General features: G+C 71.1%; 19 protein-coding genes. 15 read left to right on the top strand and 4 right to left on the bottom strand.

Going from position 1 to position 25,528, the window contains the following annotated elements:
- Positions 1–427 precede the first annotated feature (427 nt).
- A complete protein-coding gene (locus ABEB03_RS30410) occupies positions 428–1,051 on the bottom strand; it encodes a hypothetical protein (RefSeq protein WP_345656094.1) in 624 nt (207 codons plus the stop codon).
- A gap of 223 nt (positions 1,052–1,274) precedes the next feature.
- A complete protein-coding gene (locus ABEB03_RS30405; RefSeq protein WP_345656093.1) occupies positions 1,275–3,476 on the bottom strand; it encodes a RecQ family ATP-dependent DNA helicase in 2,202 nt (733 codons plus the stop codon).
- Between the two features lie 538 nt (positions 3,477–4,014).
- Between ABEB03_RS30405 and ABEB03_RS30400 the strand changes: the two genes are divergently transcribed.
- From ABEB03_RS30400 to ABEB03_RS30370, 7 genes are all read left to right on the top strand, one after another.
- Complete coding sequence (locus ABEB03_RS30400; RefSeq protein WP_345656092.1) at positions 4,015–5,568, top strand: DUF4192 domain-containing protein; 1,554 nt, start codon at positions 4,015–4,017, stop codon at positions 5,566–5,568.
- 286 nt (positions 5,569–5,854) lie between these two features.
- Positions 5,855–7,987: a glycogen debranching N-terminal domain-containing protein gene (locus ABEB03_RS30395; RefSeq protein WP_345656091.1), complete on the top strand. Its 2,133-nt coding sequence runs from the start codon at positions 5,855–5,857 to the stop codon at positions 7,985–7,987.
- 130 nt (positions 7,988–8,117) lie between these two features.
- Positions 8,118–8,876 carry an NUDIX hydrolase gene (locus tag ABEB03_RS30390; protein WP_345656090.1) on the top strand — a complete coding sequence of 253 codons (759 nt, stop codon included), beginning with the start codon at positions 8,118–8,120 and terminating at the stop codon, positions 8,874–8,876.
- Between the two features lie 125 nt (positions 8,877–9,001).
- Positions 9,002–10,828, top strand: a complete 1,827-nt coding sequence (locus ABEB03_RS30385) for an ABC transporter ATP-binding protein (RefSeq protein ID WP_345656089.1) — start codon at positions 9,002–9,004, stop codon at positions 10,826–10,828.
- 162 nt (positions 10,829–10,990) lie between these two features.
- Positions 10,991–11,878: a FadR/GntR family transcriptional regulator gene (locus tag ABEB03_RS30380; RefSeq protein ID WP_345656088.1), complete on the top strand. Its 888-nt coding sequence runs from the start codon at positions 10,991–10,993 to the stop codon at positions 11,876–11,878.
- 416 nt (positions 11,879–12,294) lie between these two features.
- Positions 12,295–13,830: an RNA polymerase sigma factor gene (locus tag ABEB03_RS30375; protein ID WP_345656087.1), complete on the top strand. Its 1,536-nt coding sequence runs from the start codon at positions 12,295–12,297 to the stop codon at positions 13,828–13,830.
- 132 nt (positions 13,831–13,962) lie between these two features.
- Positions 13,963–14,781 (top strand): S1 family serine peptidase, encoded by an 819-nt coding sequence (locus ABEB03_RS30370; protein WP_345656086.1) that lies wholly within the window; start codon positions 13,963–13,965, stop codon positions 14,779–14,781.
- 108 nt (positions 14,782–14,889) lie between these two features.
- On the opposite strand, the gene ABEB03_RS30365 is transcribed toward ABEB03_RS30370, so the two are convergent.
- On the bottom strand, positions 14,890–15,120 hold the full coding sequence (locus ABEB03_RS30365; RefSeq protein ID WP_345656085.1) for a DUF7455 domain-containing protein: 231 nt from the start codon (positions 15,118–15,120) through the stop codon (positions 14,890–14,892).
- Positions 15,121–15,562: 442 nt separating this feature from the next.
- Between ABEB03_RS30365 and ABEB03_RS30360 the strand changes: the two genes are divergently transcribed.
- The 6 genes from ABEB03_RS30360 to ABEB03_RS30335 all read left to right on the top strand — a co-directional run bounded on the left by ABEB03_RS30360 (position 15,563) and on the right by ABEB03_RS30335 (position 22,854).
- Entirely contained in the window at positions 15,563–17,686 is a 2,124-nt protein-coding gene (locus ABEB03_RS30360; RefSeq protein WP_095937105.1) for a DNA gyrase/topoisomerase IV subunit B, read from the top strand.
- A gap of 630 nt (positions 17,687–18,316) precedes the next feature.
- Positions 18,317–18,838, top strand: coding sequence for a DUF1453 domain-containing protein (locus tag ABEB03_RS30355; protein ID WP_345656084.1), 522 nt, complete (start codon positions 18,317–18,319; stop codon positions 18,836–18,838).
- Positions 18,835–19,986 (top strand): sensor histidine kinase, encoded by a 1,152-nt coding sequence (locus ABEB03_RS30350; RefSeq protein WP_345656083.1) that lies wholly within the window; start codon positions 18,835–18,837, stop codon positions 19,984–19,986. Before ABEB03_RS30355 ends, ABEB03_RS30350 begins: the two co-directional genes overlap by 4 nt.
- Entirely contained in the window at positions 19,983–20,672 is a 690-nt protein-coding gene (locus ABEB03_RS30345) for a response regulator transcription factor (protein WP_345656082.1), read from the top strand. The genes ABEB03_RS30350 and ABEB03_RS30345 overlap by 4 nt, the downstream gene beginning before the upstream one ends.
- Positions 20,673–20,776: 104 nt before the next feature.
- On the top strand, positions 20,777–21,265 hold the full coding sequence (locus ABEB03_RS30340; RefSeq protein ID WP_345656081.1) for a DUF485 domain-containing protein: 489 nt from the start codon (positions 20,777–20,779) through the stop codon (positions 21,263–21,265).
- Positions 21,262–22,854, top strand: coding sequence for a solute symporter family protein (locus ABEB03_RS30335; protein ID WP_345656080.1), 1,593 nt, complete (start codon positions 21,262–21,264; stop codon positions 22,852–22,854). The genes ABEB03_RS30340 and ABEB03_RS30335 overlap by 4 nt, the downstream gene beginning before the upstream one ends.
- Positions 22,855–22,967: 113 nt before the next feature.
- Here ABEB03_RS30335 and ABEB03_RS30330 read toward each other — a convergent pair whose 3' ends face one another.
- On the bottom strand, positions 22,968–23,660 hold the full coding sequence (locus ABEB03_RS30330; protein ID WP_095937111.1) for a response regulator: 693 nt from the start codon (positions 23,658–23,660) through the stop codon (positions 22,968–22,970).
- A 161-nt stretch (positions 23,661–23,821) separates the two neighbouring features.
- On the opposite strand from ABEB03_RS30330, the gene ABEB03_RS30325 reads away from it, so the two are divergent.
- Positions 23,822–24,637, top strand: a complete 816-nt coding sequence (locus ABEB03_RS30325; protein ID WP_028802285.1) for an ABC transporter ATP-binding protein — start codon at positions 23,822–23,824, stop codon at positions 24,635–24,637.
- Entirely contained in the window at positions 24,627–25,502 is an 876-nt protein-coding gene (locus ABEB03_RS30320; protein WP_345656079.1) for an ABC transporter permease, read from the top strand. The genes ABEB03_RS30325 and ABEB03_RS30320 overlap by 11 nt, the downstream gene beginning before the upstream one ends.
- The last annotated feature ends 26 nt before the right edge of the window (positions 25,503–25,528 follow it).

Raw genomic sequence — 25,528 nt, 5'->3', positions numbered from 1 at the left:
GTGACGGGCTGTGCCGCGTGCCGCACCTTCGGTGCGCTGCCATGACCGGCAGACGGCTCGCAAACGGCTCGCCGAGTGCCGCCGAGAACGGAGTGCGTCCTCGGCGTACGTCCGCGACCGTTGGTGAGCGCCTGGCCCGGCCTGGAGCGCCGCACATCCCGGCGGACGGCTCGGTCGTCCTGCGGCATCCGGGACTGATCCTGGTGTCTCCGGGTGGAGGCGGTGCCCTCGGACGGATGGTCGTGCGCCCTCGGCTGACCGTGGTGTCGTCATGAGCCTCCGCCGGCGGATCGGCCGGACCCCTCCCGCACTCGACGGGCGCGAGGTGGCCACCGTCCAGTCTGCCGACGGTCGCGGCCACCGCACCTTGTCTGCCGGTGCCCCGGGCTCCCCGACCCGGAGCGGGCGCCCACCGGGGCGCCGCGGCTCAGCGGGCGGCTGCCCTGCGAAGGACCTCCGACGCGGCGCCTCCGGTGCGCGGCAGCGGTGGCACCTCGGACAGCGCGAAGGGCTCCGGCGGCGAGTCCGCATTGGGGCGGCGTCCGCCACGGCCCTCGCCGAGCACCTGCCATCCGTCGCGGGTCAGGGTGATGTAGGCCCCGCAGCGCAGCCCGTGGAGCGTGCAGGCGTCCCGCAGCCCCCACATCCAGGCCCCGTCCTCCTCCGTCCAACGCGCGTCGCCGTCACGGCAGTACATCAGTACGGCCGTGCGTACCGGCGTGCGGCGGCGCAGGTCGTGCGGGATGACCCGGCGCAGCTGCGACAGCAGCGCGTTGCGGAACATCCAGCCGTCGGCCGGAGCCGGGCGCCGGATGAACGAGGCACTCGCGTTCAGCCGCTCGTCCGGATCCAGGACGGCCACGATCGCGGTCGAAGGCCTGGGCCGATGCCTGGCGTGCAGCCCGCTGACGACCTCCCGGGGATTGCGCAGCAGCGGAATCCCCGCGGAGGCCCACTCGGCGGGTTCGAGCATCCGGGCCAGTGGGTTGGTGGACGGGTCGGCAGACGTCGACATGGACGCCGCCGAGGACGGAGCGAATCCGAAGGTCACGGTCCTCCCTTCGGCTACGCGCCCACACAGCGGGCGGGGTCGGACTTGGGGGAGCGCACGCCGCAGCAGAGCCCTACCGGACCACGGGCGAGCCGTGCGGGGAGCGGACTTCAATTCTTCCTGTCGAACTTGGTTGCGGCAACGAGCAATTGGGACGGCGGACCGTTTTCGGGCTATGTGTGACCTATATCCTTGCCCAAGGTTTCGGGCGGCGATGCACGCGTCACGCCTGAACGGCCAGGACCAGGGGCAACACCCCCTGGGCTCCCGCTCTGCGGAGCATGCGCGCGACCACGGCGAGTGTCCAGCCGGTCTCCGTCGCGTCATCCACGAGCAGGACGGGACCGTGCGCCTCCTTCAAGGCCGCTGCCAAATCGGGCGGTACGGTCAGCGCTCCGTCGAGTGCCTTCAGCCGCTGCGCGCTGTTGCTCCGCGAGATCTGCTGGGCCTCGCCGATGTACTCCACGGAACCCAGCAGCGGCAGTCTGCCGACGTCCGCGATCCGAGCGCCCAAAGATCCGATCAGCTGCGGCCGTCGCCGCGAGGCCACGGTCACGACGCCGACCGGTCGGGGCTGTGCGTCGGGCTGCCCCGAAGCCCAGCCGCCGGGCCCCTTCGCCCAGTCCGCCAACACGCCGACGACAGCCTTGGCGACATCGTCCGGAACAGGGCCGTCGGGGGCCTGGGGCGCGAGCATGGGGCGCAGCCGGTTGCCCCAGCCGATGTCCGAGAGCCGTCCCAAGGCGCGTCCGGGCGCGGCCTGCTCGCCGGCGGGGATACGGCCCTTCAGGTCGACGCCGACCGCGGGCAGGCCCGTGGGCCACATCTTCCGGGGCTCGACCTCCACACCCGCGCGGCCGAGCTCTCCGTTGGCCGCGTCGAGTGCCGCGGGTGACACGGCGGCCTCGAACCGTGCGCCCGCGCAGTTGTCGCAGCGCCCGCACGGCGCCGCACCCTCGTCGTCCAGCTGACGTCGCAGGAACTCCATCCGGCAACCGGTCGTCGTGACGTAGTCCCGCATCGCCTGCTGCTCGGCCGCCCGCTGCTTGGCGACCCATGCGTAGCGCTCGGTGTCGTACGTCCATGGGTTGCCGGTGGAGATCCAGCCGCCCTGGACCCTGCGTACGGCTCCGTCCACGTCGAGCACCTTGAGCATGGTCTCCAAGCGGGACCTGCGCAGCTCCACGAGCGGTTCCAGAGCGGGCAGCGAGAGCGGACGGTCGGCCCGTGACAGCACGTCCAGCGTGCGACGCACCTGCTCCTCGGGCGGGAAGGCGATCGACGCGAAATACTCCCAGATCGCCTGGTCCTCCTTGCCGGGCAGGAGCAGCACTTCGGCGTGCTTCACACCGCGACCGGCGCGTCCCACCTGCTGGTAGTAGGCGATGGGGGAGGAAGGCGACCCCAGGTGCACCACGAAACCCAGGTCGGGTTTGTCGAACCCCATTCCCAGCGCCGACGTGGCGACCAGGGCCTTGACCCGGTTGGCGAGGAGGTCTTCCTCGGCCTGCTGGCGGTCCGCGTTCTCCGTCTTGCCGGTGTACGACGCCACCGTGTGGCCGCTCTGGCGCAGGAACGCGGTGACCTCCTCGGCGGCGGCGACGGTGAGCGTGTAGATGATGCCGGAGCCGGGCAGGTCCCGCAGATGCTCGGCGAGCCAGGCCATCCGGTGGGCCGCGTCGGGCAGCCGGAGGACACCGAGGCTCAGGCTCTCCCGGTCCAGGGGGCCGCGCAGCACGAGTGCGTCGGTGCTGGCTCCGGTGCCCAGCTGCTCGGCCACGTCGGCCGTCACGCGCGCGTTGGCCGTCGCGGTCGTGGCCAGGACGGGCACGCCGGGCGGGAGGTCGGCGAGCATGGTGCGCAGGCGGCGGTAGTCCGGCCGGAAGTCATGGCCCCAGTCGGAGATGCAGTGTGCCTCGTCGACCACGAGCAGACCGGTCGCGGCGGCCAGCTTGGGCAGGACCTGGTCGCGGAAGTCCGGGTTGTTCAGCCGCTCGGGGCTGACCAGGAGGACGTCGACCTCGCTCGCGGCGACCTCGGCCTGGATCGTCTCCCACTCCTCCGTGTTGGAGGAGTTGATCGTCCTCGCGTGGATTCCGGCGCGGGCCGCAGCCTCCACCTGGTTGCGCATGAGGGCGAGGAGCGGCGAGACGATCACCGTGGGGCCCGCGCCCCTCTCGCGCAGCAGCGCGGTCGCGACGAAGTACACCGCGGACTTGCCCCAGCCGGTGCGCTGGACCACCAAGGCTCTGCGCTTGTCGGCCACCAGCGCCTCGATGGCACGCCACTGGTCCTCGCGCAGCCGGGCCTCGCCCGGGCGGGCGCCGACGAGTCGGGCCAGTACGGCGTCGGCCGCCGTGCGCAGAGTCTCGTCCTCGGCAGGCGCGGGGTCGGGGGCTGTGGGTCGCGGGTCTTCGTTGGTCATGGCCCCATGCAACCCGATGGGTCGGACATCGCGCGAACGAGCCGGACGAGCTGTGGACAACTTCTGTCGTGGCCATGCTCGTGGTTATCCACAGGCTCAAGCGGAATTTCGGCATCCGCGGGATGGTCACGGCATGACGAATCACGACGAAGCGACCGGCAGGTCCGGCGACGAGGACATCAGCGGGCTCGGCGGCGCATGCGATGGACAGGGCGAGTACACCGTGCCCGCGGGGTGTGAAGCGCGCACGGACGCCGCGGCGGGGGCCGAGCCCGTGGCGCGGTCGGGGTGTGACGGAGACGACGGTCGAGCGGGAGGCGACGATGCCGAGCGGGGCTCGGGCGGGGAGTGGGGCAGCCGACAGGTGGCGGATCGGTGCGGGAGCGCGGGCGGCGCTGCGATCGACGCGGGCGGTGCCGCGCTTGAGGAGGGAGCGGGTGACGGAGGGCCCGCCGCCGCTCGACGGTGGGGTGGTGCCGTGCCGGCTCGACCCGAGAGCGAAGGCGAAGGTTTGAGGGAGGCCGGATCCGGTCGGTTCGTGGGGCTCGGAGCCTCCGGACCCTTCGGCGGTCACGGAGTCTCCGCGGCCGTCCACGGGCCGGGTCCCGGCGGTGGGGCGCACCAGGTCACCCTGCGCACCCCCGCGGAGCTGGCCGACGCCCTGCCCTATCTGCTCGGTTACCGTCCCGAGGACAGCATCGTCCTGGTCGCTCTGCACGACCGGGACCGGCGCGGGCGTTTCGGTGGCCGCGCCCGGCTCGGCATCCCCCGCCAGGCGGAGGACTGGCCGTCCGCCGCCGAGCAACTGGCGCAGGGATTGGTGAAGGGCAGCGAGCGCAGGGGCGCCCGGCCCGAGAGCATGGTCCTCTTCCTCTGCCGTGAACCGGAGAGCGGGGAGTCCGGGCGAGAGGTCGTCGAGCGGCTGCGTCCGCTCGCGCAACTGCTGCGGACGGCGTGCGGTCGCCTGGACGTCCCCGTGGTCGAGGGCCTGTGCATCTCCGATGGCCGATTCTGGTCCTACGTGTGCCCGGGGCAGGGGTGTTGTCCCCCCGAGGGGCACACGATGGGGCTGCCCGGGACGTCCGTCCTTGCCGCCGCCGCGACCTACGCGGGACTCCAAGTCCGCGGATCCCTCAAGGAACTGACCGAGCGGCTCCTCCCATGGGAGACATCGGCGGCCCGGGAGCAGGAAGCCGCGCTCGACACCGCGAGCATGGCGCTCGTCCCGAGGATTCTCGACGAGGAAGGCCGAGCGGCGGTGGCAGAGCAGTCCCTGGAACTGGCGGGGCGGCTCATGAAGCGCCTCACCGACACCCCACCGGTGTCGGGGACCCGCCCCGCGGACCTGCGTGACGACTCGCTCCTGGAACACGAGGAGGCCGCGACGCTGATCCTCGGTCTCCAGGACCGCACCACTCGCGACCGTGCCGCCCAGTGGATGGAGGGGGACGAGGCCGGCCCGGCCCTGCGTCTGTGGCGGGCGCTGGCCCGCCGCTGCGTCGGCCCCTACCGTGAGCACGCGGCGGCACCCCTCACGCTCGCGGGCTGGGTCGCCTGGTCCACCGGCGACGAGCTGGAGGCCCGCGAAGCCCTGGCCATGGCCCTTGGCGCCGACCCCGACTACCTCTTCGCACGCCTCCTGCACCAGGCGTGCAACGAGGGACTGGACCCCGAATCCGTCCGGCGGTGCCTACGTGCGGAGCGCACGGAGCGTGCTTCCGAAGGGCATGCCCTCGAAGGGCGTGCCTCCGAAGGGCGTACCTCCGAGGACGGAGAGCAGCCCACCGGATGCGCGGCACCGGACCCGGCCCCGCCCGCATCCGACGTGGCGGTGCGCGCCGCAGGGGCGCCGGAAGCGACATCCCGCGCGTTCGCTCCTGCCACGCGACGCCGACACCGATCACGCTCGGCTGCCGGCGGCGTGGCTCGTTCGGGTCGCCGCAGCGCACAGGCGGCGAAAGCCCGCCGACGTCGGCCCACCGACGGGACCTCGCCCAGCGGGGAGGGACCGGGACGCGCGGAGACCGAGGCTCCCGGTCGCCCACGCGCGCACCGCGAGGGCGGTCGTCATGGGGCGGGCGAGGACGACTGAACCATGCACGGGCGGCCCTCGCGGACAGCTGAGCAGCGGGTGCGGGGTCGGCTGCGCGGGCCACCGACCCTCGGCGCACCGCTGTTCGGTCGGCCCCGTCCGCAGGGCGCACCGCCATTCGGTCGGCTTCCCCGGCCGAAGGCGTGACCTGGGGCGGGGGCGTTCCGTTCACCTGAGTGGCGGAAGCCGTGGCCGGGCCCCGCCGCCCCTGTGCCCCCGATCCCCACGGAGTCCACCACCCGGCGCCGAGCGCGCTCAAGGCGCACCGAGCGCGGAGGAAATGTCCATGACCTTGCCCATCCCCTCCCCGGCTTCCGGCGAAGACCGTCCGCCCGCGCGCGAGACGGCAAGGCCCGTCAGTCCTGGGGACAACGCGTCCGCCCCGCTCGCCAGAGGCGGCGGTGCCTCGTCCTCCCGCCCGGGAGCGTGCGGGCCCACGGCTGTCCAGGCCGCGCACTCCGTGCCGCGCGGTGCGGGGAACCTGCCGCCTGCTCATACGGCCCTGATCTGTGTCGCGCTGCCGGGACTGGTGATCTCCACGGAGCAGGGGCAGTTGACGGGGCGCGGCCTGGAGGGGTTCTACCGAGCGGGGCGGCGCTTGCTCTCCCGTTGCCAGGTACGGATCGCGGGCCGGGAGCCGCTCGTCGTGCAGGCGCGAATGGTCGGGGCCGACACGGCCCGCTTCGTGGGGACGCTGCGCGCATCCCCCGACGTCGGCCCCGACCCGGATGTGATCGTCGAGCGGACGCGGTACGCGGACGGCACCGAGCGGATCACGTTGCAGAGCGCTGCCGCCCGCACGCTGCGTCTGCCCGTCGAGGTCGCCCTCGGCACGGACCTCGCGGAACTCGGCTCGGTCGCCCTCGGCCGGTCCGGGCCCGAACTGCCCGCCAGCGTCCACGACTCCGGCCTGCGCTGGTCCTGCGCCACCGGACACTCGGCCGTCACCGCCGACCCCCCGCCCACCGACGCGCTGGCCGCCGCCGGACTGCTGCGCTGGGAGCTCGAACTGCCGCCGGGCGCGACCCGGAGCGTGGAGCTGCGCGTACGGTCGGATGGAGCGGGGTCCATCAGGGCGGCGGGACGTGGCCCCGGGCCGTTCGCCGCACCCCGTGCGGGGGGCGACGACCCCAGGGCCGGGGCACTCCTGCGCACCTGCGTCGACGATCTCCAGGCGTTGCTGCTGCGGGACCCCGAGTATCCGGCCGACGTGCATCTCGCGGCGGGGGCTCCCTGGCGGTGCGGCCTGGCGCCGGCCGAGGCGATCGTCGCGGCACGGATGACGCTTCCGCTCGGAACGCGGCTGGCCGCGGGCACCATGCGGACACTGGCCCGAACCCAACTCGCCGGTCCGGGAGGCCGGTCCGGTCTGATTCCCGGGCCCCGCCGGGACGCGGGACCGCACCTGCCGCCCGGCTGCACGGCGACAGAGGCGACCCTGATGTTCCCCGTGCTCCTCGCCGAGGCCCGCCGTTGGGGGCTTCCGGAGCAAGAGGTGGAGGAGTTGCTGCCCACGGCCGAGCAGTGCCTCAAGTGGCTGCGGACCATGGTCGGTGACGGCGTCTATCTGTCCGACCCGCATCCCGGCGGGGCGCTGCGCTGCGAGACACAGGTGCAGGCACACCGTGCGGCCCTGCTGGGCGCCGACCTCCTCGACGAAGTCGGCCGGCCGGGCGCCCCCGAGCTGCGGCAATGGGCACAGGAGCTGCGGACCGCGTTCCGTGACGAGTTCTGGATCGAGGACCTGGGCGGCGGCAGACCGGCCGCGGCCCGCACTCGGGACGGACGCCTGGTGCCGTACCTGGGTTCCGCTGCGGCGCACCTCCTCGACACCGGTCTCCTGGGGTCGGGGGAGCTGGCCCCAGGACTGCTCGACAAGGTGCGGACCGAGCAGCTCGCCCGGCTGCTGGGCGGCCCGGCCATGGACTCGGGCTGGGGACTGCGCGGCCTGGGCGCCAAGGAGCCGGGGTACAACGCGTTCGGTCACCGTGCCGGTGCCGTGCGAGTCCAGGACTCGGCGATCGCCGTCGCGGGGCTTGCCGCCTCGGGCTACGAGAAGGAGGCGAGTTCCCTGCTCAGGGGCGTACTGGCGGCGGCGGAGGCGTTCGGCCATCGGCTGCCCGAGATGTACGCGGGGGAGCAGCGCACGGAGGGCAGCACCCCGGTGCCCCACCCGGCGGCCTCCCGGCCGGCGGCGACGGCGGCCGGCGCCGGCGTGCTGCTGCTCGCCTCGCTGGCCGGGATCCGTCCGGACGCCCCGGCCGGGACGGTGACGCTGCGACCGATCCGGTGCGCACCGCTGGGCGAGATCGTGCTGACGGGGCTGCGGGTCTGTGGCGCCCCATTCTCCGTGCGCGTCAGCCGGCTCGGTCTCGCCATGGTCGAGGAGGCGGCCGATGGACTGCAGTTGGGGGTGTGACACGGCGGTCACGTTCCTGGACGGAGACCGACGCGGGCCGATCGACGTAGTACCGGACCGAAGTGGATCAACTGCGTACGCGGCTGACGAAGGAGGTGTTTATCGTCAGGCAGACGACTATGATCGCGGCATGCCCTACGACCCGTCGGCCTTTCCGCCCTTTGCCGTGACCGTGGACCTGGTCGTGCTGACCGTGCGCCGCCATGCCCTGTGCGCGCTGGCGGTACGACGGGGCGAGCAGCCGTTCCAGGGGCGATGGGCGCTTCCCGGCGGCTTCGTGCGGGCCGACGAGGACCTCTCGCAGGCCGCCGCGCGCGAGCTGGTCGAGGAGACGGGGCTGCGGGCCCACGACCCGTCCGCCCCTGCGCAGGACAACGGCGCGCATCTGGAACAACTCGCCACCTACGGCGATCCCAAGCGGGACCCCCGGATGCGGGTGGTCAGCGTCGCCCATCTCGCCCTGGCCCCCGATCTGCCCGCGCCCCGGGCGGGCGGTGACGCCAACAGCGCCCGCTGGGCACCCGTCGAGGAACTGTTGCAGCAGGGCGGGTACGGCCGGGACGGAGAGCAGGCGGCGCCCCTCGCCTTCGACCATGCGCAGATCCTGTCGGACGGCGTCGAGCGTGCCCGGTCGAAGATCGAGTACTCGTCGCTGGCGACCGCGTTCTGCCCGACCGAGTTCACCGTGGGTGAGCTGCGCCGCGTCTACGAGGCGGTGTGGGGTGTGGCACTCGACCCGCGCAATTTCCACCGCAAGGTGACGGGCACGCCCGGCTTCCTGGTGCCCACGGGCGGTACGACCACGCGCCAGGGCGGTCGCCCGGCCCAGCTCTTCCGCGCGGGCGGCGCCACGCTGCTCAACCCGCCGATGCTGCGCCCCGAGGTCTGAGCAAGGCCTGGAGGGGCAGGTCGGGGCGCCGCGGCGAGGGGGTGGCGGCGCGAGTTGTCGGGCCCTGCTCGAGACAGGCCGCAAGGTGCCCGGAAAACCCGAATTGTCACGCTATCTTGCTGTGAGTGATCCAGGCCATCGGACTGACCAGCAACCCCCGCAAGGAGCTGCGGGCCGCCGTCGACGACGTGTCCTTCGAGGCGCTCGCGGGCCGTGTCACAGCGGTCCTCGGGGCTCCCGGTGCGGGCAAGACGACGGTGCTGAAGCTCATGCTCGAACTCCAACAGGGCCGCGGTGTCGCCTGCTTCAGGGGCCGGCCGCTGCATCGCATCGCCCACCCCTCGCGTGAGGTCGGCGTGCTCATGGGCGAGGTGCCCGGCCACCCGGCGCGCACGGTGAGCGGCCAACTCCGCATGCTGTGCGCGGCTGCCGGGGTGCCCGCGCGCCGCGCGGACGAGGTGCTCGAAGTCGTCGGGCTCGTCGGCCTCCGTGACGAGCGTCTGGGCACCCTGTCACGCGGCATGGACCGCCGCCTGGGGCTTGCGTGCGCGCTCCTGTCGGACCCGCACACGCTCGTCCTCGACGAACCCTCCGACGGACTCTCCGCCCGTGAAGCCCGCTGGCTGCACGGGATTCTGCGCGCCCATGCCGCCCAGGGCGGCACGGTGCTGTTCACCACGAACGACCCCAAGGAGGCCGCACGCACGGCCGACCGGATCGTCACGCTGGAGCAGGGCCGGGTCGTCGCCGACCAGGAGGCCGCAGACTTCGCACGCACCCGGCTCCGCCCCAGGGTCGCCGTCCGCAGCCCGCACGCGGCCCGGCTCGGCGCGCTGCTGGCCAAGGAGGCCCGCTCCGCCCAGCGTTCCGTGGAGGTCGTGCGGGAGGACGGCAACCGGCTCTCCGTGTACGGCAGCACATGCGCCGACGTCGGCGAGACGGCCTTCCGGCACGGCATCCTCGTCCATCAACTCGCCGACGAGATCGGCGACATGAAGCCCGTCCGCGCGCAGGCGGAGGACGGTGGCAGTGGCAGTGGCAGTGGCAGTGGCAGTGGCAGTGGCAGTGGCAGTGACGGCGACGGGGGAGGCGTCGTGGGTGACGGCGGTACGCCGGGGCCGGCCGGGACGCCGTCCTCGAATGCCGTCGCCCCCCTGCCGCCCCCCATCGCGGTACGCCAGGCCCCGAGCCCGCTGCGTCCGCTGCGCTACGAACTGCGGCGCGCCGCGGGGGTGGGCACCGGCTACCTCACCGCGGCGGCCGTTCTCGTCACCTCGGCCCTCCTGTCCGTCATCCTGGCCAGGATCGGTCACACGCCCCAGCCGCGCCTGCTGGCCGCGTGGCCGCGGGAATTTCCCCTGCCGCCCGCCGCGCTCGGCGCCGGGCTGCTGGGCGCGGTGGCCTTCGGCGAGGAGTTCCGTCACCCCGCGCTGGCCACGGACCGCGGCACCGTCCCCCGCCGCCTGGGGCTGCTCGCGGCCAAACTCCTGCTCGCCTCGGTCACCGCACTGACCCTGGCCTTCCTCACCGTCGGGTGCGACCTCGAGATGCTCTACCTCGTCTACGGACGGGAGCTCACCGCGATCCCCGCGGACTGGCTGTCCCTGACCGTGAGTTGGACCGGGCTGGTGGTGGGCTGTGCCTGGGCGGGGGTACTGGCCGCCGGTCTCTTCCGGTCCACGACCGCCGGGCTCGCCGCGGTGCTCGCCGTACCGGTCCTCGTCGTACCGCTCGTACAGAAGGTCTGGGAGGGGCCGTCCGTGCGGACCGCCGCCGGATTCCCCTTGAGGCTGCGCGAGCTGGTGATGATGCAGTGGCCGTTCGGGGGCGAGCGATTCCTGACGGCCGGTGTCCGGATGGTCGCCCAACCCGTGGGCGGTGCCCTGATGTTGTCGCTCACCGCCCTGCTCTGCGCATATCTGCTCACCACGCTGCGGAGCAGGGTCCGATGACGACCGTCCGGACCCTTCCGTTCCCGGTGTGCGCACAACTCCCCGAAGAACGCCCATTTCTTTCCGATAAGGCGTCAATTGCGACGGGGTGAGCGATCACCCTTTCGTGTGCTTTTCACCAAAGACCTCAAGGGAGTTGGAGACCGCGCCGACAAAGGTCACGTGAGTACCCTTGCGCAGACCATGATGACCGCCGCCCGCTCCGCCGACTCCGGCCTCGCCGGACCGGGCGAAATCGACCGCTACCCCTACGCGGAGACCCCCGGTGTCGACCGCGTGAGTGCGCCCGCGTGGGAGAGCGCGGACCCCGAACTCGGCCGCGTGGGCCGGCGCGCCGCCGGAAGCCGCGGACGCGGGCTGCACGGCCAACTCGTCCAGCAACTGGGACAGATGATCGTCTCCGGCGACCTGGGCGCGGACCGGCCGCTCGTCCCTGAGGAGATCGGCCAGCGGTTCGAGGTCTCCCGCACCGTCGTCCGTGAGTCGCTCCGCGTCCTGGAGGCGAAGGGACTGGTCAGCGCCCGCCCGAACGTCGGCACGCGGGTGCGCCCCGTCAGCGACTGGAACCTCCTCGACCCGGACATCATCGAATGGCGCGCCTTCGGGCCGCAGCGCGACGACCAGCGGCGCGAGCTGAGCGAGCTGCGCTGGACGATCGAGCCGCTCGCCGCTCGCCTCGCCGCCGGGCACGGACGTGAGGAGGTGCAGCAGCGGCTCAGCGACATGGTCGAGATCATGGGCCACGCCATGGGGCAGGGTGACTCGCTCACCTTCTCCCGGGCCGACGCCGAGTTCCACTCGCTGCTCATCCAGCTCGCGGGCAACCGGATGCTGGAGCACCTCTCCGGGATCGTGTCGGCCGCGCTCCAGGTCTCCGGCGGCCCCGTCACCGGCTGTGACCGGCCGAACGACTCGACCCTGGGGCACCACGCCCGCATCGTCGACGCCCTCGCCTCGGGCGACGGCGCGGCGGCCGAGACGGCCATGCGCCAACTGCTCACCGTCCACCCCGAGGTGGAGCGTGTGGTGCCCGCGCCGCGCGAACACTGATCGCGCACCGGGGGCGGCGCGGCCGGCGATATGCGCCGTGCGCCCTCGAGCGGCATCGCCCGGTCGGCGGACCCCCTCGCCCATCGGGACCTCGCCGGATCCCTCCCGGATCCGGCGAGGTCCGGCGGCGCGAGGTGGTCGCGGACCATCGGCTGACCTCGTCTGACCGTATCTGGCAGCTTTTGACCGCTTACGGGGTGTGACTCGGGCCACGCAGATTGGGCGTAACGCTCCTCGGAACAGCGCGATGACCTAAGAGGTGACAGCCGAGGAGGGAATACAGACGCCGCTTGCGGCGCTGTGCCTCTTCCCGGCCCCCGCCCGCGCCGTCGGCCCATCCCCAGTCGGCGGTCGTCGGCTCCTGTCCGCAGTGGACGGGGCCGGAAGCCGTTTTCCAACGTTCCGAGAGGTTGTTCGTGTCGGCCAGCACATCCCGTACGCTCCCGCCGGAGATCGCCGAGTCCGTCTCTGTCATGGCGCTCATTGAGCGGGGAAAGGCTGAGGGGCAGATCGCCGGCGATGACGTGCGTCGGGCCTTCGAAGCTGACCAGATTCCGGCCACTCAGTGGAAGAACGTACTGCGCAGCCTCAACCAGATCCTCGAGGAAGAGGGTGTGACGCTGATGGTCAGTGCCGCGGAGCCCAAGCGCACCCGAAAGAGCGTCGCAGCGAAGAGTCCGGCCAAGCGCACCGCCACCAAGACGGTGGCCGCGAAGACGGTGACCGCCAAGAAGGCCGCCGCCCCCGCCGCCCCGGCCGTGCCTGCCGCCGACGATCCGGCTGAGGACGCGTCCGCCAAGAAGGTCGCTGCCAAGAAGACGACCGCCAAGAAGGCGGTCGCGAAGAAGACGGTCGCCAAGAAGACGGCGGCCAAGAAGACCACCGCCAAGAAGGACGACGTCGAGCTGATCGACGACGAGGCGGTCGAGGAGACCCCGGGCAAGCCCGGAACCGAGGAGCCCACCGAGGACGGTGCCCAGGGCTTCGTCCTGTCCGACGAGGACGAGGACGACGCGCCCGCGCAGCAGGTCGCCGCTGCCGGTGCCACCGCCGACCCGGTCAAGGACTACCTCAAGCAGATCGGTAAGGTCCCGCTGCTCAACGCCGAGCAGGAGGTCGAGCTCGCCAAGCGCATCGAGGCCGGTCTGTTCGCCGAGGACAAGCTGGCCAACGCGGACAAGCTCGCCCCGAAGCTCAAGCGCGAGCTGGAGATCATCGCCGAGGACGGCCGCCGCGCCAAGAACCACCTCCTGGAGGCCAACCTCCGTCTGGTGGTCTCCCTGGCCAAGCGCTACACCGGCCGCGGCATGCTCTTCCTGGACCTCATCCAGGAGGGCAACCTCGGTCTGATCCGCGCGGTCGAGAAGTTCGACTACACCAAGGGCTACAAGTTCTCCACGTACGCCACCTGGTGGATCCGTCAGGCGATCACCCGCGCCATGGCCGACCAGGCCCGCACCATCCGTATCCCGGTGCACATGGTCGAGGTCATCAACAAGCTCGCGCGCGTGCAGCGTCAGATGCTCCAGGACCTGGGCCGCGAGCCCACCCCGGAGGAGCTGGCCAAGGAGCTCGACATGACCCCTGAGAAGGTCATCGAGGTCCAGAAGTACGGCCGCGAGCCCATCTCCCTGCACACGCCGCTGGGCGAGGACGGCGACAGCGAGTTCGGTGACCTCATCGAGGACTCCGAGGCCGTCGTCCCGGCCGACGCGGTCAGCTTCACGCTTCTGCAGGAGCAGCTGCACTCGGTGCTGGACACCCTGTCCGAGCGCGAGGCCGGCGTCGTCTCCATGCGATTCGGTCTCACCGACGGTCAGCCGAAGACCCTCGACGAGATCGGCAAGGTCTACGGCGTCACGCGTGAGCGCATCCGCCAGATCGAGTCCAAGACGATGTCGAAGCTGCGTCACCCGTCGCGCTCCCAGGTGCTGCGCGACTACCTCGACTAGGCCTCGGCGCCACGTCATCGAGGGCCCGGCTCCCGTGGGGGAGCCGGGCCCTCGGCGTCTGTGCGGAGTGCGTGCTTCCGACTGCTGGATCACTCTGGGTTTCCCATGACCATCCCAGAGTGAGGAGTGCGCATGCGCCGTCCTTTTGCCTCAGCGCTGGCCCTTGTGGCCGCCGCGGCCGTGATACCGCTGGCTTCCCCCGTACCGGCCGCTGCCGACAGCGTCGTCATAGGCGGGTATCCCGTCGAGATCTCGAAGAGCCCGTGGACGGTGGCGCTGGCCAGCCGTGACCGGTTCGGGGGTACGCGGGCGGGACAGTTCTGCGGGGGAGTGGTGATCAGTCCGTCCAAGGTCCTGACCGCGGCCCATTGCCTGGGTACGGACGTGTTGGGGACCCCGCCGCGGCAGGTGACCGACCTGAAGGTCATCGCGGGCCGCGGCGACCTGCTGTCGGACAGCGGCAAGGAGATCGCTGTGCGTGACGTCTGGGTCAATCCGGACTACGACAGCTATACGAACGCGGGGGACTACGGCGTGGTGACACTTACCTCACCGCTGCCCGAGAGCTCGGTCATCCGCATGGCTCCGTCCGGGGACTCCGCCTACCGGCCGGGTACGGACGCGGAGGTCTACGGCTGGGGTGACACGACGGGCTTCGGGACCTATCCGCACAGCCTCAGGGCCGCAGGGGTGAAGGTGCTCCCCGACAGCGCCTGTGAGGCGGCCTACCCCGGTGGCGAGGAAGGCACGTATCGGTCGGCGTCGATGCTGTGCGCCGGAGAGGCCGCAGGCGGCCACGACGCCTGCCAGGGGGACAGCGGAGGGCCGCTGGTCGCCCAGGGGAAGCTGATCGGCCTGGTGTCCTGGGGAAGCGGCTGTGGGCAGCCCGGCAGCCCCGGCGTCTACACGCGGGTCGCGGACGTCGCCCGGGCGCTCGGCAAGCGCCGCTGAGCGTCGCGGACGGCGCGCTACGAGTTCGGGCGGCCACTCCCTGTGTCCAGGGGGTGGCCGCCCGACGTCCGGCCTGTGCCGGCACTCACTCGTCGTCGACGCGAAGTGTCAGCGCTCTTCTTCGTTGGCGCTTGCGGGAACGGTCGTGAGCCGCTCCGTCTCGTCCTGTATCTCGGCGGCGATCTTCTTGAGTTCCGGCTCGAACTTGCGACCGTGGTGGGCGCAGAAGAGCAGTTCTCCGCCGCTCAGAAGGACGACGCGCAGATATGCCTGGGCGCCGCAACGGTCGCAGCGGTCAGCGGCCGTCAGTGGGCTCGCGGGGGTCAGAACAGTAGTCACGTCGCCTCTTCTCTAGCTCGACGAGCTGTCGTACCAGGGTCAACATCCAACCAGGCCGAAAACGTTCCCGCTCGTGGCTTTTCCTCGAAAATTTCTCTCCGGGGCGGCTGTCTGCTGCCGGGTGGCGGCGAATGAGCCGTATCGCAAGTCTTCGTGTCGTACGGGTTCGCGCTGATTGTCAGGTGGTCTGCCCTCCCGGCTGGGTTGCCGGTTGTTCATGAGGACGTGCCCGGAGCCTAAATGGTTCATGCCTGGAAGGGAACGTGATATGTACTTCACTCAATCGAGGGATCGAACATGCATGCGACTCTGGACTAGTCTGAGTTCATGCGAGGGTGGCGTTACATCGGCTCTACCAGGCCTCGGTACCCTCTGAGCGGCGACCGAAGCCGGGGCCTTACCCAAATGGGTCCCATCTGAAATTCAGCGAGGAGCGAACCGCGTGACCGCCGAGACGTCCGTGCCGTCCACAGCCCTGCTGACCGGAGCAGACCGGGACGGTTCCAACTACACCGCGCGGCACCTGCTCGTCCTTGAGGGGCTCGAAGCGGTACGCAAGCGTCCGGGCATGTACATCGGATCGACTGACAGTCGCGGTCTGATGCACTGCCTCTGGGAGATCATCGACAACTCCGTCGACGAAGCCCTCGGGGGCTACTGCGACCACATCGACGTCGTCCTGCACGACGACGGCTCCGTCGAGGTGCGGGACAACGGCCGTGGCATCCCCGTCGACGTGGAGCCCAAGACCGGCCTCTCCGGTGTCGAGGTCGTCATGACCAAGCTGCACGCCGGCGGCAAGTTCGGCGGCGGCTCCTACGCGGCCTCCGGCGGCCTCCACGGCGTGGGCGCCTCCGTGGTGAACGCGCTCTCCGCCCGCCTCGACGTCGAGGTCGACCGTGGTGGCAACACCCACGCGGTGAGCTTCCGGCGGGGTACCCCCGGGACGTTCAAGGCGGACGGGCCCGAAGCCGCCTTCGATGCGACGGGCGGCCTGCGCAAGCTCAAGCGCATCCCCAAGACCCGCACCGGCACGCGCGTGCGCTACTGGGCCGACCGGCAGATCTTCCTGAAGGACGCCAAGCTCTCCCTCGAGAACCTGCACCAGCGTGCCCGTCAGACCGCCTTCCTGGTGCCGGGCCTCACCATCGTCGTCCGTGACGAGTACGGGCTCGGCGAGGGCGGCAGCAAGGGTGAGGAGTCGTTCCGCTTCGACGGCGGCATCAGCGAATTCTGCGAGTACCTCGCCACCGACAAGCCGGTCTGCGACGTCCTCCGCTTCTCGGGCCAGGGCACGTTCAAGGAGACCGTCCCGGTCCTCGACGAGCACGGCCAGATGACGCCCACCGAGGTCACGCGCGAGCTCGGCGTCGACGTGGCGCTGCGCTGGGGCACGGGGTACGACACGACTCTGAAGTCGTTCGTGAACATCATCGCCACTCCCAAGGGCGGCACGCACGTGGCCGGCTTCGAGCAGGCCGTCATGAAGACCGTCAATGAGGTGCTGCGGGCCAAGAAGCTGCTGCGCGTCGCCGAGGACGACATCGTCAAGGACGACGCCCTGGAGGGGCTCACCGCGGTCGTCACCGTGCGTCTCGCCGAGCCGCAGTTCGAGGGGCAGACCAAGGAGGTCCTCGGCACCTCCGCGGCCCGCCGGATCGTGACGAACGTCGTCAGCAAGGAACTCAAGGCGTTCCTGACCTCCACGAAGCGGGACGCCGCCGCACAGGCCCGCGTCGTCCTCGAGAAGGCCGTCGCTGCCGCCCGTACGCGGATCGCCGCCCGCCAGCACAAGGACGCGCAGCGCCGGAAGACGGCTCTGGAGTCGTCGTCGCTGCCCGCCAAGCTCGCCGACTGCCGCAGCGACGACGTGGACCGCAGTGAGCTGTTCATCGTCGAGGGTGATTCCGCGCTCGGCACCGCCAAGCTCGCGCGGAACTCCGAGTTCCAGGCGCTGCTGCCGATTCGCGGCAAGATCCTCAACGTTCAGAAGGCGTCCGTGACGGACATGCTGAAGAACGCCGAGTGCGGTGCGATCATCCAGGTCATAGGGGCGGGGTCGGGTCGGACCTTCGACATCGACGCGGCGCGGTACGGGAAGATCATTCTGCTCGTCGACGCCGATGTCGACGGGGCGCACATCCGGATTCTGCTGCTGACGCTGTTCCAGCGGTACATGAGGCCCATGGTCGAGGCGGGGCGGGTGTTCGCGGCGGTGCCGCCGTTGCACCGGATCGAGCTCAGCCAGCCGAAGAAGGGCCAGGACAAGTACCTGTACACGTACTCGGACCGGGAGCTGCGGGAGACGCTGCTGGAGCTCCAGCGCAAGAACGTGCGGTACAAGGACTCGATCCAGCGTTACAAGGGTCTCGGCGAGATGGACGCCGACCAGCTGGCCGAGACGACGATGGATCCGCGCCACCGGACCCTGCGGCGCATCAACATCTCCGACCTCGAAGCGTCCGAGCAGGTGTTCGACCTGTTGATGGGGAACGATGTGGCGCCGCGTAAGGAGTTCATCGCGAGCTCGGCGGCGACGTTGGATCGGTCGCGGATCGACGCGTAGCGGGGCGGGCGGGGCGGGGCTGTCTGCTGGGTTGTCTCGCCGTCTCGCCATCCCGCCGTTGCGCCGCTTCGCCGTCTCGCAGTCTGTCCGGTGGGTGGGTCGGGGCCGTGCCGGTGATCCGCCCGTTGCAGCCCTTGTGCGGGGCGGTGCTGGTAGGACCTCGGTGGGTGCGTGGCGCCGTCCGCAACGGGCATTTGATTCACCGGCACGGCCCCTTCGGTGGGATAGCGGCTGCGGGTGTGAGTGGGGCTGAGGTCCAGCCGGTGGCGCGTCCGGCGGCGGCTCCCGCCCCGCCCCGCATTGAGGGCAGGGAGCCACCTTTCAGCCCGTCCGGCGTTTGAGGACGAGGCCGTTCAGGCCGAACGGGGGTTCGGGGGCGGAGCCCCTGGGGGTTCGGGTCGGGTAGGGGCGGAGGGGGCGAGGGACGTTTGTCGCGGGGCCGCGTCGGGGGCCGGGGCTTCACCCGTGGGTCCGCGTCTGGGGCGGCGCTCCACCCGTGGGTGGAGGTGAGGGGTGGTGGGAGATCCACCCGGGATCCACCCCGGCTCCGATCTGCTGACCTGCAGATTTCCGTAGCGTCGAAGGCGTCGACAGCACCCGCTGTCGCTCCCCTCGCCCACGGAGGCCGCGATGTCCGGGCTCGTCGATGCTCTGTTGATCTGCGCCGTTGCCGTACTGGTGATCGGCCGCCAGTTCCGCACCCGCAGGATCAGCGACGACAAGCGCTGGTGGATCGTGCCCGTCGTCCTCGCAGTCATGGCGCTGCGCAATCCCGGGCTGATCGACCCGCACCATCGAGCGGGGGCGATCGTGCTGCTGGGCGCGGAGCTGCTGGTGGCCCTGGCGACCGGTGCCGGCTGGGCGTGGACGACGCGCATATGGACGGAGCCGGACGGCTCGGTGTGGAGCAGGAGCACCAAGGCCAGCGTGGCCGTCTGGATCGGGGGCATCGCTTTGCGTGCCGGCCTCTTCGGGACAGGCGTGCTGTTCGGCGTGCATCAGGAGTCCTCGGCGCTGCTGCTGGGTCTCGCCGCCACTCTGCTGGTCCGCGCCGGGTTCCTGGCCTGGCGGACCCAGCTCCTGCACCCGACGCGGGCGCAGACCCCGGCGTACGGTGACGGCGTGCCCGCCTCGTGGAAGGAGCGCGTGTGAACGAGAGCGCTTGGACTCGGTGGCCGTCCCGCGAGGCGCTCCTGCAGGTCGGGGTGTCCAGGCCGAGGCGCGTGCTCGGATGGGTCTCGAGGATCGTCGCCCTGGGCGTCCTCGTCGCGACGACCTTCACGAAGGCGGGCCTGAGCGGGTGGGAGATCGCCGCGGGCATCGCAGGGATCATGGTGTGCGCGTTCCTGCTGTGGGCCTTCTGGCGGACCACGCTCGAACACCGCCTGTTGCCCTCCGTGGGGCTGCTGACCCTGCTGCTGGCGATCGCGACGCTGGGGCATGGCGTGGGCTTCCGAGTCCCGGCCCTCGTGCTGTGGTGCGGGTGCGCCGTCAGCGCCATCGAACGGCTGCCTCTCGCCGCGGCACTGCCCGTCACCTCCGTGGCGCTGAGTGCGTACGCGGCGGTCAACGACGACGTGTGGCTGACCACCGCGGCCACCACGGCGGGACTCGCCCTCGCCGGGTATGTGCTGCGCCTGGACGCGGAGGCACGAGGGAACGCGCAGCGACTGCTGGCGCAGGAGCGCGCGGCCCGTGCGGCCGAGGCGGAGTCGGCGGCACTGGCCGAGCGGACGAGGATCGCGCGGGAGATCCACGACGTGCTGGCCCACAGTCTGTCGGCGCAACTCGTGCATCTGGAGGCGGCCCGTCTGCTGATCGAGCGGGGCGCCGACCGGGACGCGATCCTCGAACGGGTCGTGGCGGCGCGGGGGATGGCCCGGGAGGGGCTCGCGGAGACCAGGCAGGCGCTCTCGGCTCTGCGAGGTGAGATGTCCCCGTTGGAGGACTTCCTGAGTGAACTCGTCGCCACGGCGGACGGAGCGGACGTCACTGTGACGGGCGAACGGCAGCCGTTGCCCGCCGAGACCTCGCAGGCCGTGCGCAGGGTCGCGCAGGAGGCCCTGACGAACGTGCGCAAGCACGCCCGGGGAGCCAAGGTGCACATGCATCTCGACTACGGCGAGAGCGAAGTGACGCTGGACGTAAGGGACTCGGGCGGCCCGCCGGGCGATCTCAGCGGCTCGGGAGCCGGGTACGGTCTGCTGGGCATGCGGGAGCGTGCCGAGTTGCTGGGCGGCTCGTTGGAGGCCGGGCCGGAGGAGGAGGGATTCGTGGTGACGCTGAGGGTGCCCGTATGACGGAGACGGAGGAGACGGGCAGGAAGCCGGCGCGGGTCGTGGTCGCGGACGACCAGACGGTCGTGCGCGAGGGCATCGTGATGCTGCTGGGCCTGTTGCCCGGGGTCGAGGTCGTCGGAGCGGCGGGCGACGGGGACGAAGCTGTGGCACTGGTCGCCGAACTGGCCCCGGACGTCGTGCTGATGGACCTGCGCATGCCCCGCTGCGACGGTGTGGAGGCCACCCGCCGCATCCGGGCCGAGTACCCGGGCACACAGGTGGTCATCCTCACGACGTACGCAGACGACGAGTCGCTGTTTCCCGCGTTGAGAGCGGGAGCGCGCGGCTATCTCACCAAGGACGCGGGCGGGGACGAGATCGTACGGGCGGTGGAGAGCGTGCTGTCGGGGGACGCGGGGCTCTCGCCGAGCATCCAACGTCGGCTCCTGGAACGGCTGTCGGAACCGCCGGCGGAGCCGTTGCCGCCGACGGAGGGACCCGACGGGCTGACCGCGCGCGAGACCGAGGTGCTGCTGCTGATCGCCGAGGGGCTCACCAACCAGGAGATCGCCCGCAAGCTGCATGTCTCCACAGCCACGGTGAAGACCCACATCAACAACCTGTTCGCGAAGACGGGGCTGAAGGACCGTGCTCAGGCGGTGCGTTACGCCTTCGGGAAGGGACTCGTCCGGCCACCGGTGGACTGAGTCACCTGATGGGGTGAAGAGCACGGAGAGAAGAGTCCGGGATCTTCCCGATCTGCCCATCCTTGGGCACGCGGCGACATCGGCCCGCGGACAAGGAGAGATCGGTGGAGAAGCACGACGGCGGCGATACCGGAGAGGTCCGGTTCGACGACCCCTGGTACGACGCGCTCGCCTCCGGCTGGGGTGAGTTGGACGGCACGGGAGCGCCCGCACCCGCGGTGCCGGCGGCGCGCGCGCAGCACGAACCGCGGGCGGGCGGAGCGGCCGACGTCTATCTGGAGGTGCAGCGCAGCGCTGCGTTCCAGGAAGTGCGCAGCCGGTACCGGAGGTTTGTGATCCCGGCCGTCGCCGTCTTCTTCTCCTGGTACGTGGGCTATGTGGTGACGGCGACGACAGCGCCGGGGTTCATGGCGCGGCCCGTCGCGGGCGCGGTGAACGTGGGACTGCTCGCGGGACTCGGACAGTTCCTCACGACGTTCCTGCTCGCATGGGCGTACGCGCGCCACGCGCGGCTGCGCCGGGACCGGGCAGCGCTGGATCTCCGCTGGGACACGCAGGAGCTGACACGGCACGTCAGAGGCGGTGAGCGGTGACCGGCAACCATCAGACGCTGGCGCTGCTGCTGTTCAGCGCGTTCGTGGCGGTGACGCTGGCGATCACGACGTGGGTGAGCCGTAACCGACATGGTTCGGAGGAGGAGTTCTACGTCGGCGGGCGGTTGTTCTCGCCGATGGAGAATGGTTTTGCCATTTCAGGTGATTACATGTCGGCGGCGTCTTTCCTGGGTGTCACGGGGCTGATCTCGCTGTACGGCTATGACGGCCTGCTGTACGTCGTGGGGTTCTTCGTCGCCTGGCTCGTCGTGCTGTTCCTGGTCGCCGAGCTGGTGCGCAACTGCGGGCGTTTCACGCTCGCCGACGTCGTCGCGGCCCGGATGAGCGAGCGGCCGGTACGGATCGCGGCGGGAACGTCATCGGTGACCGTGTCCGTGCTCTACCTCGTGGCGCAGATGGTGGGAGCGGGCAGCCTGGTCGCGCTGCTGCTGGGAGGCACGAGCGACGCCGCGCGGAACTGGACGGTGATCGGCGTCGGCGCGCTCATGGTGATCTATGTGTCGCTGGGCGGCATGCGGGCCACCACATGGATTCAGATCGTCAAGGCCGTGCTGTTGCTCGGGGGAGCCGTCGCGCTGACGGTGCTCGTCCTGGCGCGGTTCCACGGGAATGTCAATGAGCTGCTGCGTTCGGCGGCGGACCGCAGCGGGCACGGCATGGCGTTCCTCGCGCCCGGGCTGAAGTACGGCGGCGACTGGACCGCGCGCTTCGACTTCATCAGTCTGGGGCTCGCGCTGGTCCTCGGCACGGCCGGGCTGCCGCACATCCTGGCCCGGTTCTACACCGTGCCGACGGCCCGGGCGGCGCGGCGTTCGGTGGTCTGGTCGATCGGGCTCATCGGTGGCTTCTACCTGATGACGATCGTGCTGGGCTTCGGGGCCGCGGCGATCGTGGGTCCGGAGACGGTGCGCGCGTCCAACGCGGCGGGGAACACAGCGGTCCCGCTCCTGGCTCTCGACCTGGGCGGCGGCGCCGACTCGACGGGTGGAACGGTTCTGTTCGCGGTGGTCGCCGCCATCGCCTTCGCGACCATCCTGGCGGTCGTCGCCGGCATCACCCTCGCCTCCTCGGCGTCCGTGGCCCACGACCTGTACACGTCCTTGCGGCGTCGGCACGCGAAGCCGCGCAGCGAGGTCGCCGTGGCGCGGGCGGCTGCCGTCGGCGTCGGCGTGGTGGCCATCGCGCTGGGGCTGCTCGCCCGTGACCTCAATGTGGCCTTCCTGGTGGGCCTCGCCTTCGCGGTCGCGGCGTCCGCGAACCTGCCGGTGCTGCTCTACTCGCTGTTCTGGCGGTCGTTCACCACGCGCGGCGCGGTCTGGGCCGTGTACGGCGGCCTGGTGCCCGCGCTGGTGCTCGTCGTGCTCTCGCCCGTGGTCTCGGGGAGTCCCGAATCGCTGTTCCCGGACGTGGACTTCCAGTACTTCCCGCTGCAGAATCCGGGCCTCGTGTCGATCCCCTTGGGCTTCCTGGCGGGCTGGCTCGGCACGGTCACGTCGGCGGAGGAACCGGACGAGGCCAAGCACGCGGAGACCGAGGTGCGGGCGCTCACCGGCGCCGGAGCCGTCTGAGGGCGCCGCCGAGGGCGTTCCCGCCGCTCGTCGAACAGGGAGAACAGGGACGGCACCGCCGGCTCCTCGGGGCCAGGGCGGCTGCTGTCGGGGCCGGCCCGCACGTGAGGGATCTAGGGCGCCACCCACGCGTACCGGTGCTCCGGTCGGCCCGTGTCGCCGTACTTGAGCGACAGGCTCAGGCGTCCGGCCTGTTCGAGGTGGCGCAGATAGCGCTGTGCCGTGGAGCGGCTGAGGCCGGTCTCGGCGGCGACCTCGTGGGCCGACAGAGGATGGTCCGCACGATGCAGCACGTCGCAGATGAGGTCGGTGGTCGGTTCGGAGTGACCGCTGGGCAGCCCCGGTGACGACGGCACGGGCGTGGTGCGCAGGGCGCCGAAGATCCGGTCGACCTGCTCCTGGCCCGCCACACCGTGCCCGCCCACCCGGTCCACGGTGCGGCGCAGGGCGGCGTACGAGTCGAGACGGGCGCGCAGCGCGGCGAACGTGAACGGCTTGACGAGATAGTGCAGCGCACCGAGACGCATCGCGGCCTGCACGGTCACCACGTCGCTGGCGGCGGTGATCATGATGACGTCGGTGCCGTGGCCGCGTTCGCGCATCCGGTGGACCAGTTCCAGCCCCGTCTGGTCGGGCAGGTAGTGGTCCAGCAGCACCAGGTCGACGGGCGCGCGTTCGACCGCGGCCAGCGCCTGGGCAGCACTGTGCGCGCGGGCGGTCACCCGGAATCCGGGAACCTTCCCCACGTACTTCGCGTTGATCTCGGCGACGCGGAAGTCGTCGTCCACGACCAGGACGTCAATCATCGGGCCTCTTTCTCTCAAGGCCTGGCGGGCGTTGAACCCGTGTTTCGGCTCCGCTGTTGTAGCGCGAGCAAAATGAGCACAACAGACTCTTGCAAGCAGAAGAAGGCCTTGCGCCCAGAAGACTGATGCTGTGGCCCCCGCCACACCTACGGTCCCGGGCCATGAGCACAGACATCAGCCCCGCCATCGAACTGCGGGGCGCGAGCAAGATCTTCAAGACGCCGTCGGGGGGTTTGCACACGGCGGTCAGGGAGCTGGACCTCACGATCGGCCGGGGCGAGTTCGTCGCCGTCGTCGGCCCCACCGGTTGCGGGAAGTCCACCACGCTGACCCTGGTCAGCGGACTCGAAGAGCCCACCGAGGGCGAGGTCCTGGTCGCCGGGGAGCCCGTCGCGGGCGTCGGCGACAAGGTCGGTTTCGTCTTCCAGCAGGACGCCACGTTCCCCTGGCGCACCGTCCTGTCGAACGTGATGGCCGGTCCCCGCTTCCGGGGCGTGCCCAAGTCGGAGGCGAAGCAGCGGGCCCGCGAATGGCTGGCCCGAGTCGGGCTCGCGGCCTTCGAGGACCGCTATCCCCACCAGCTCTCCGGCGGTCAGCGCAAGCGCGTCGCCCTCGCCGCCACCTTCGTCAACGACCCCGAGATCCTGCTGATGGACGAGCCCTTCTCCGCGCTCGACGTGCAGACCAGGGCGCTCATGTCGGACGAACTGCTGGAACTCTGGGAGGGCACCGGCGCCTCGGTCGTCTTCGTCACCCACGACCTGGAGGAGTCCATCGCGCTCGCGGACAAGGTCGTCGTCATGACCGCGGGCCCCGCGACCGTGAAGCACGTCTTCGACATCGACCTGCCTCGCCCGCGCAAGGTCGAGTCGGTGCGCCTGGAGCCGCGGTTCATCGAGATCTACCGCGAGATCTGGGAGTCGCTGGGCGAAGAGGTCCGCATCACCCGGGAGAGGGGCGCGGCCCATGTCGCCTGACACCCTTCCCGAGACGGTCGTCGCCCCGAAGGACGCCGAGCCCGCCAAGCAGGACCGTACGCATTCCCGCGCGCGGGCCGCTCGCCGCCGCAAGATCGTCGTGACCGCCACCCGCGCGCTGCTCCTGGTCGCCGTGCTCGGCCTGTGGGAGGGGCTCTCCCGGGCCAAGGTCATCGACCCGTTCAACTTCTCGATGCCGTCGAAGATCTGGGACCAGATCTACACGTGGACGACCCACGGCACGGCGCTCGGCTCGCTCGGCGAACAGATCTGGTTCACGCTCCACGAGGCGTTGCTCGGCTGGATCATCGGAGTGGTCGCCGGTGTCGTCTTCGGCATCGCGCTGGGCCGGATCACGTTCCTCGCCGACGTCCTGGGGCCCTACATCAAGGTGCTCAACTCCATACCCAGGATCGTCCTCGCACCCATCTTCGTGATCTGGTTCGGACTCGGGCCGGCCTCCAAGGTGGCGTCGGCCGTGGTCCTCGTCTTCTTCCCGGTCTTCTTCAACGCCTTCCAGGGCGCGCGGGAGGTCGACCGCAACCTGGTGGCCAACGCCCGCATTCTCGGGGCCAGTGACCGCAGGGTGACGCTCCAGGTCGTCATCCCGTCCGCCACCTCGTGGATCTTCACCAGCCTGCACGTCAGTTTCGGTTTCGCGCTCATCGGCGCGATCGTCGGCGAGTACATCGGCGCGACCAAGGGCATCGGCCTGCTCGTCGCGCAGTCGCAGGGCACCTTCAACGCCGCCGGTGTCTATGCCGCGATGGTCATCCTGGCCGTCGTCGCCCTGCTGGCCGAGGGACTGCTCACCTTCGCCGAGCGCCGCATCTTCCGGTGGAAGCCGTCGGACTCCGACCGCTGAACCCGTCGCACCCGCGCACCGCACCC

Origin of the sequence: Streptomyces siamensis, from assembly GCF_039543605.1 — a bacterium.
GTDB classification, from domain to species: domain Bacteria; phylum Actinomycetota; class Actinomycetes; order Streptomycetales; family Streptomycetaceae; genus Streptomyces; species Streptomyces siamensis.
The sequence above is the reverse complement of the archived record's forward strand: the minus strand, read 5'-3'. Positions and strand labels throughout refer to the sequence as shown.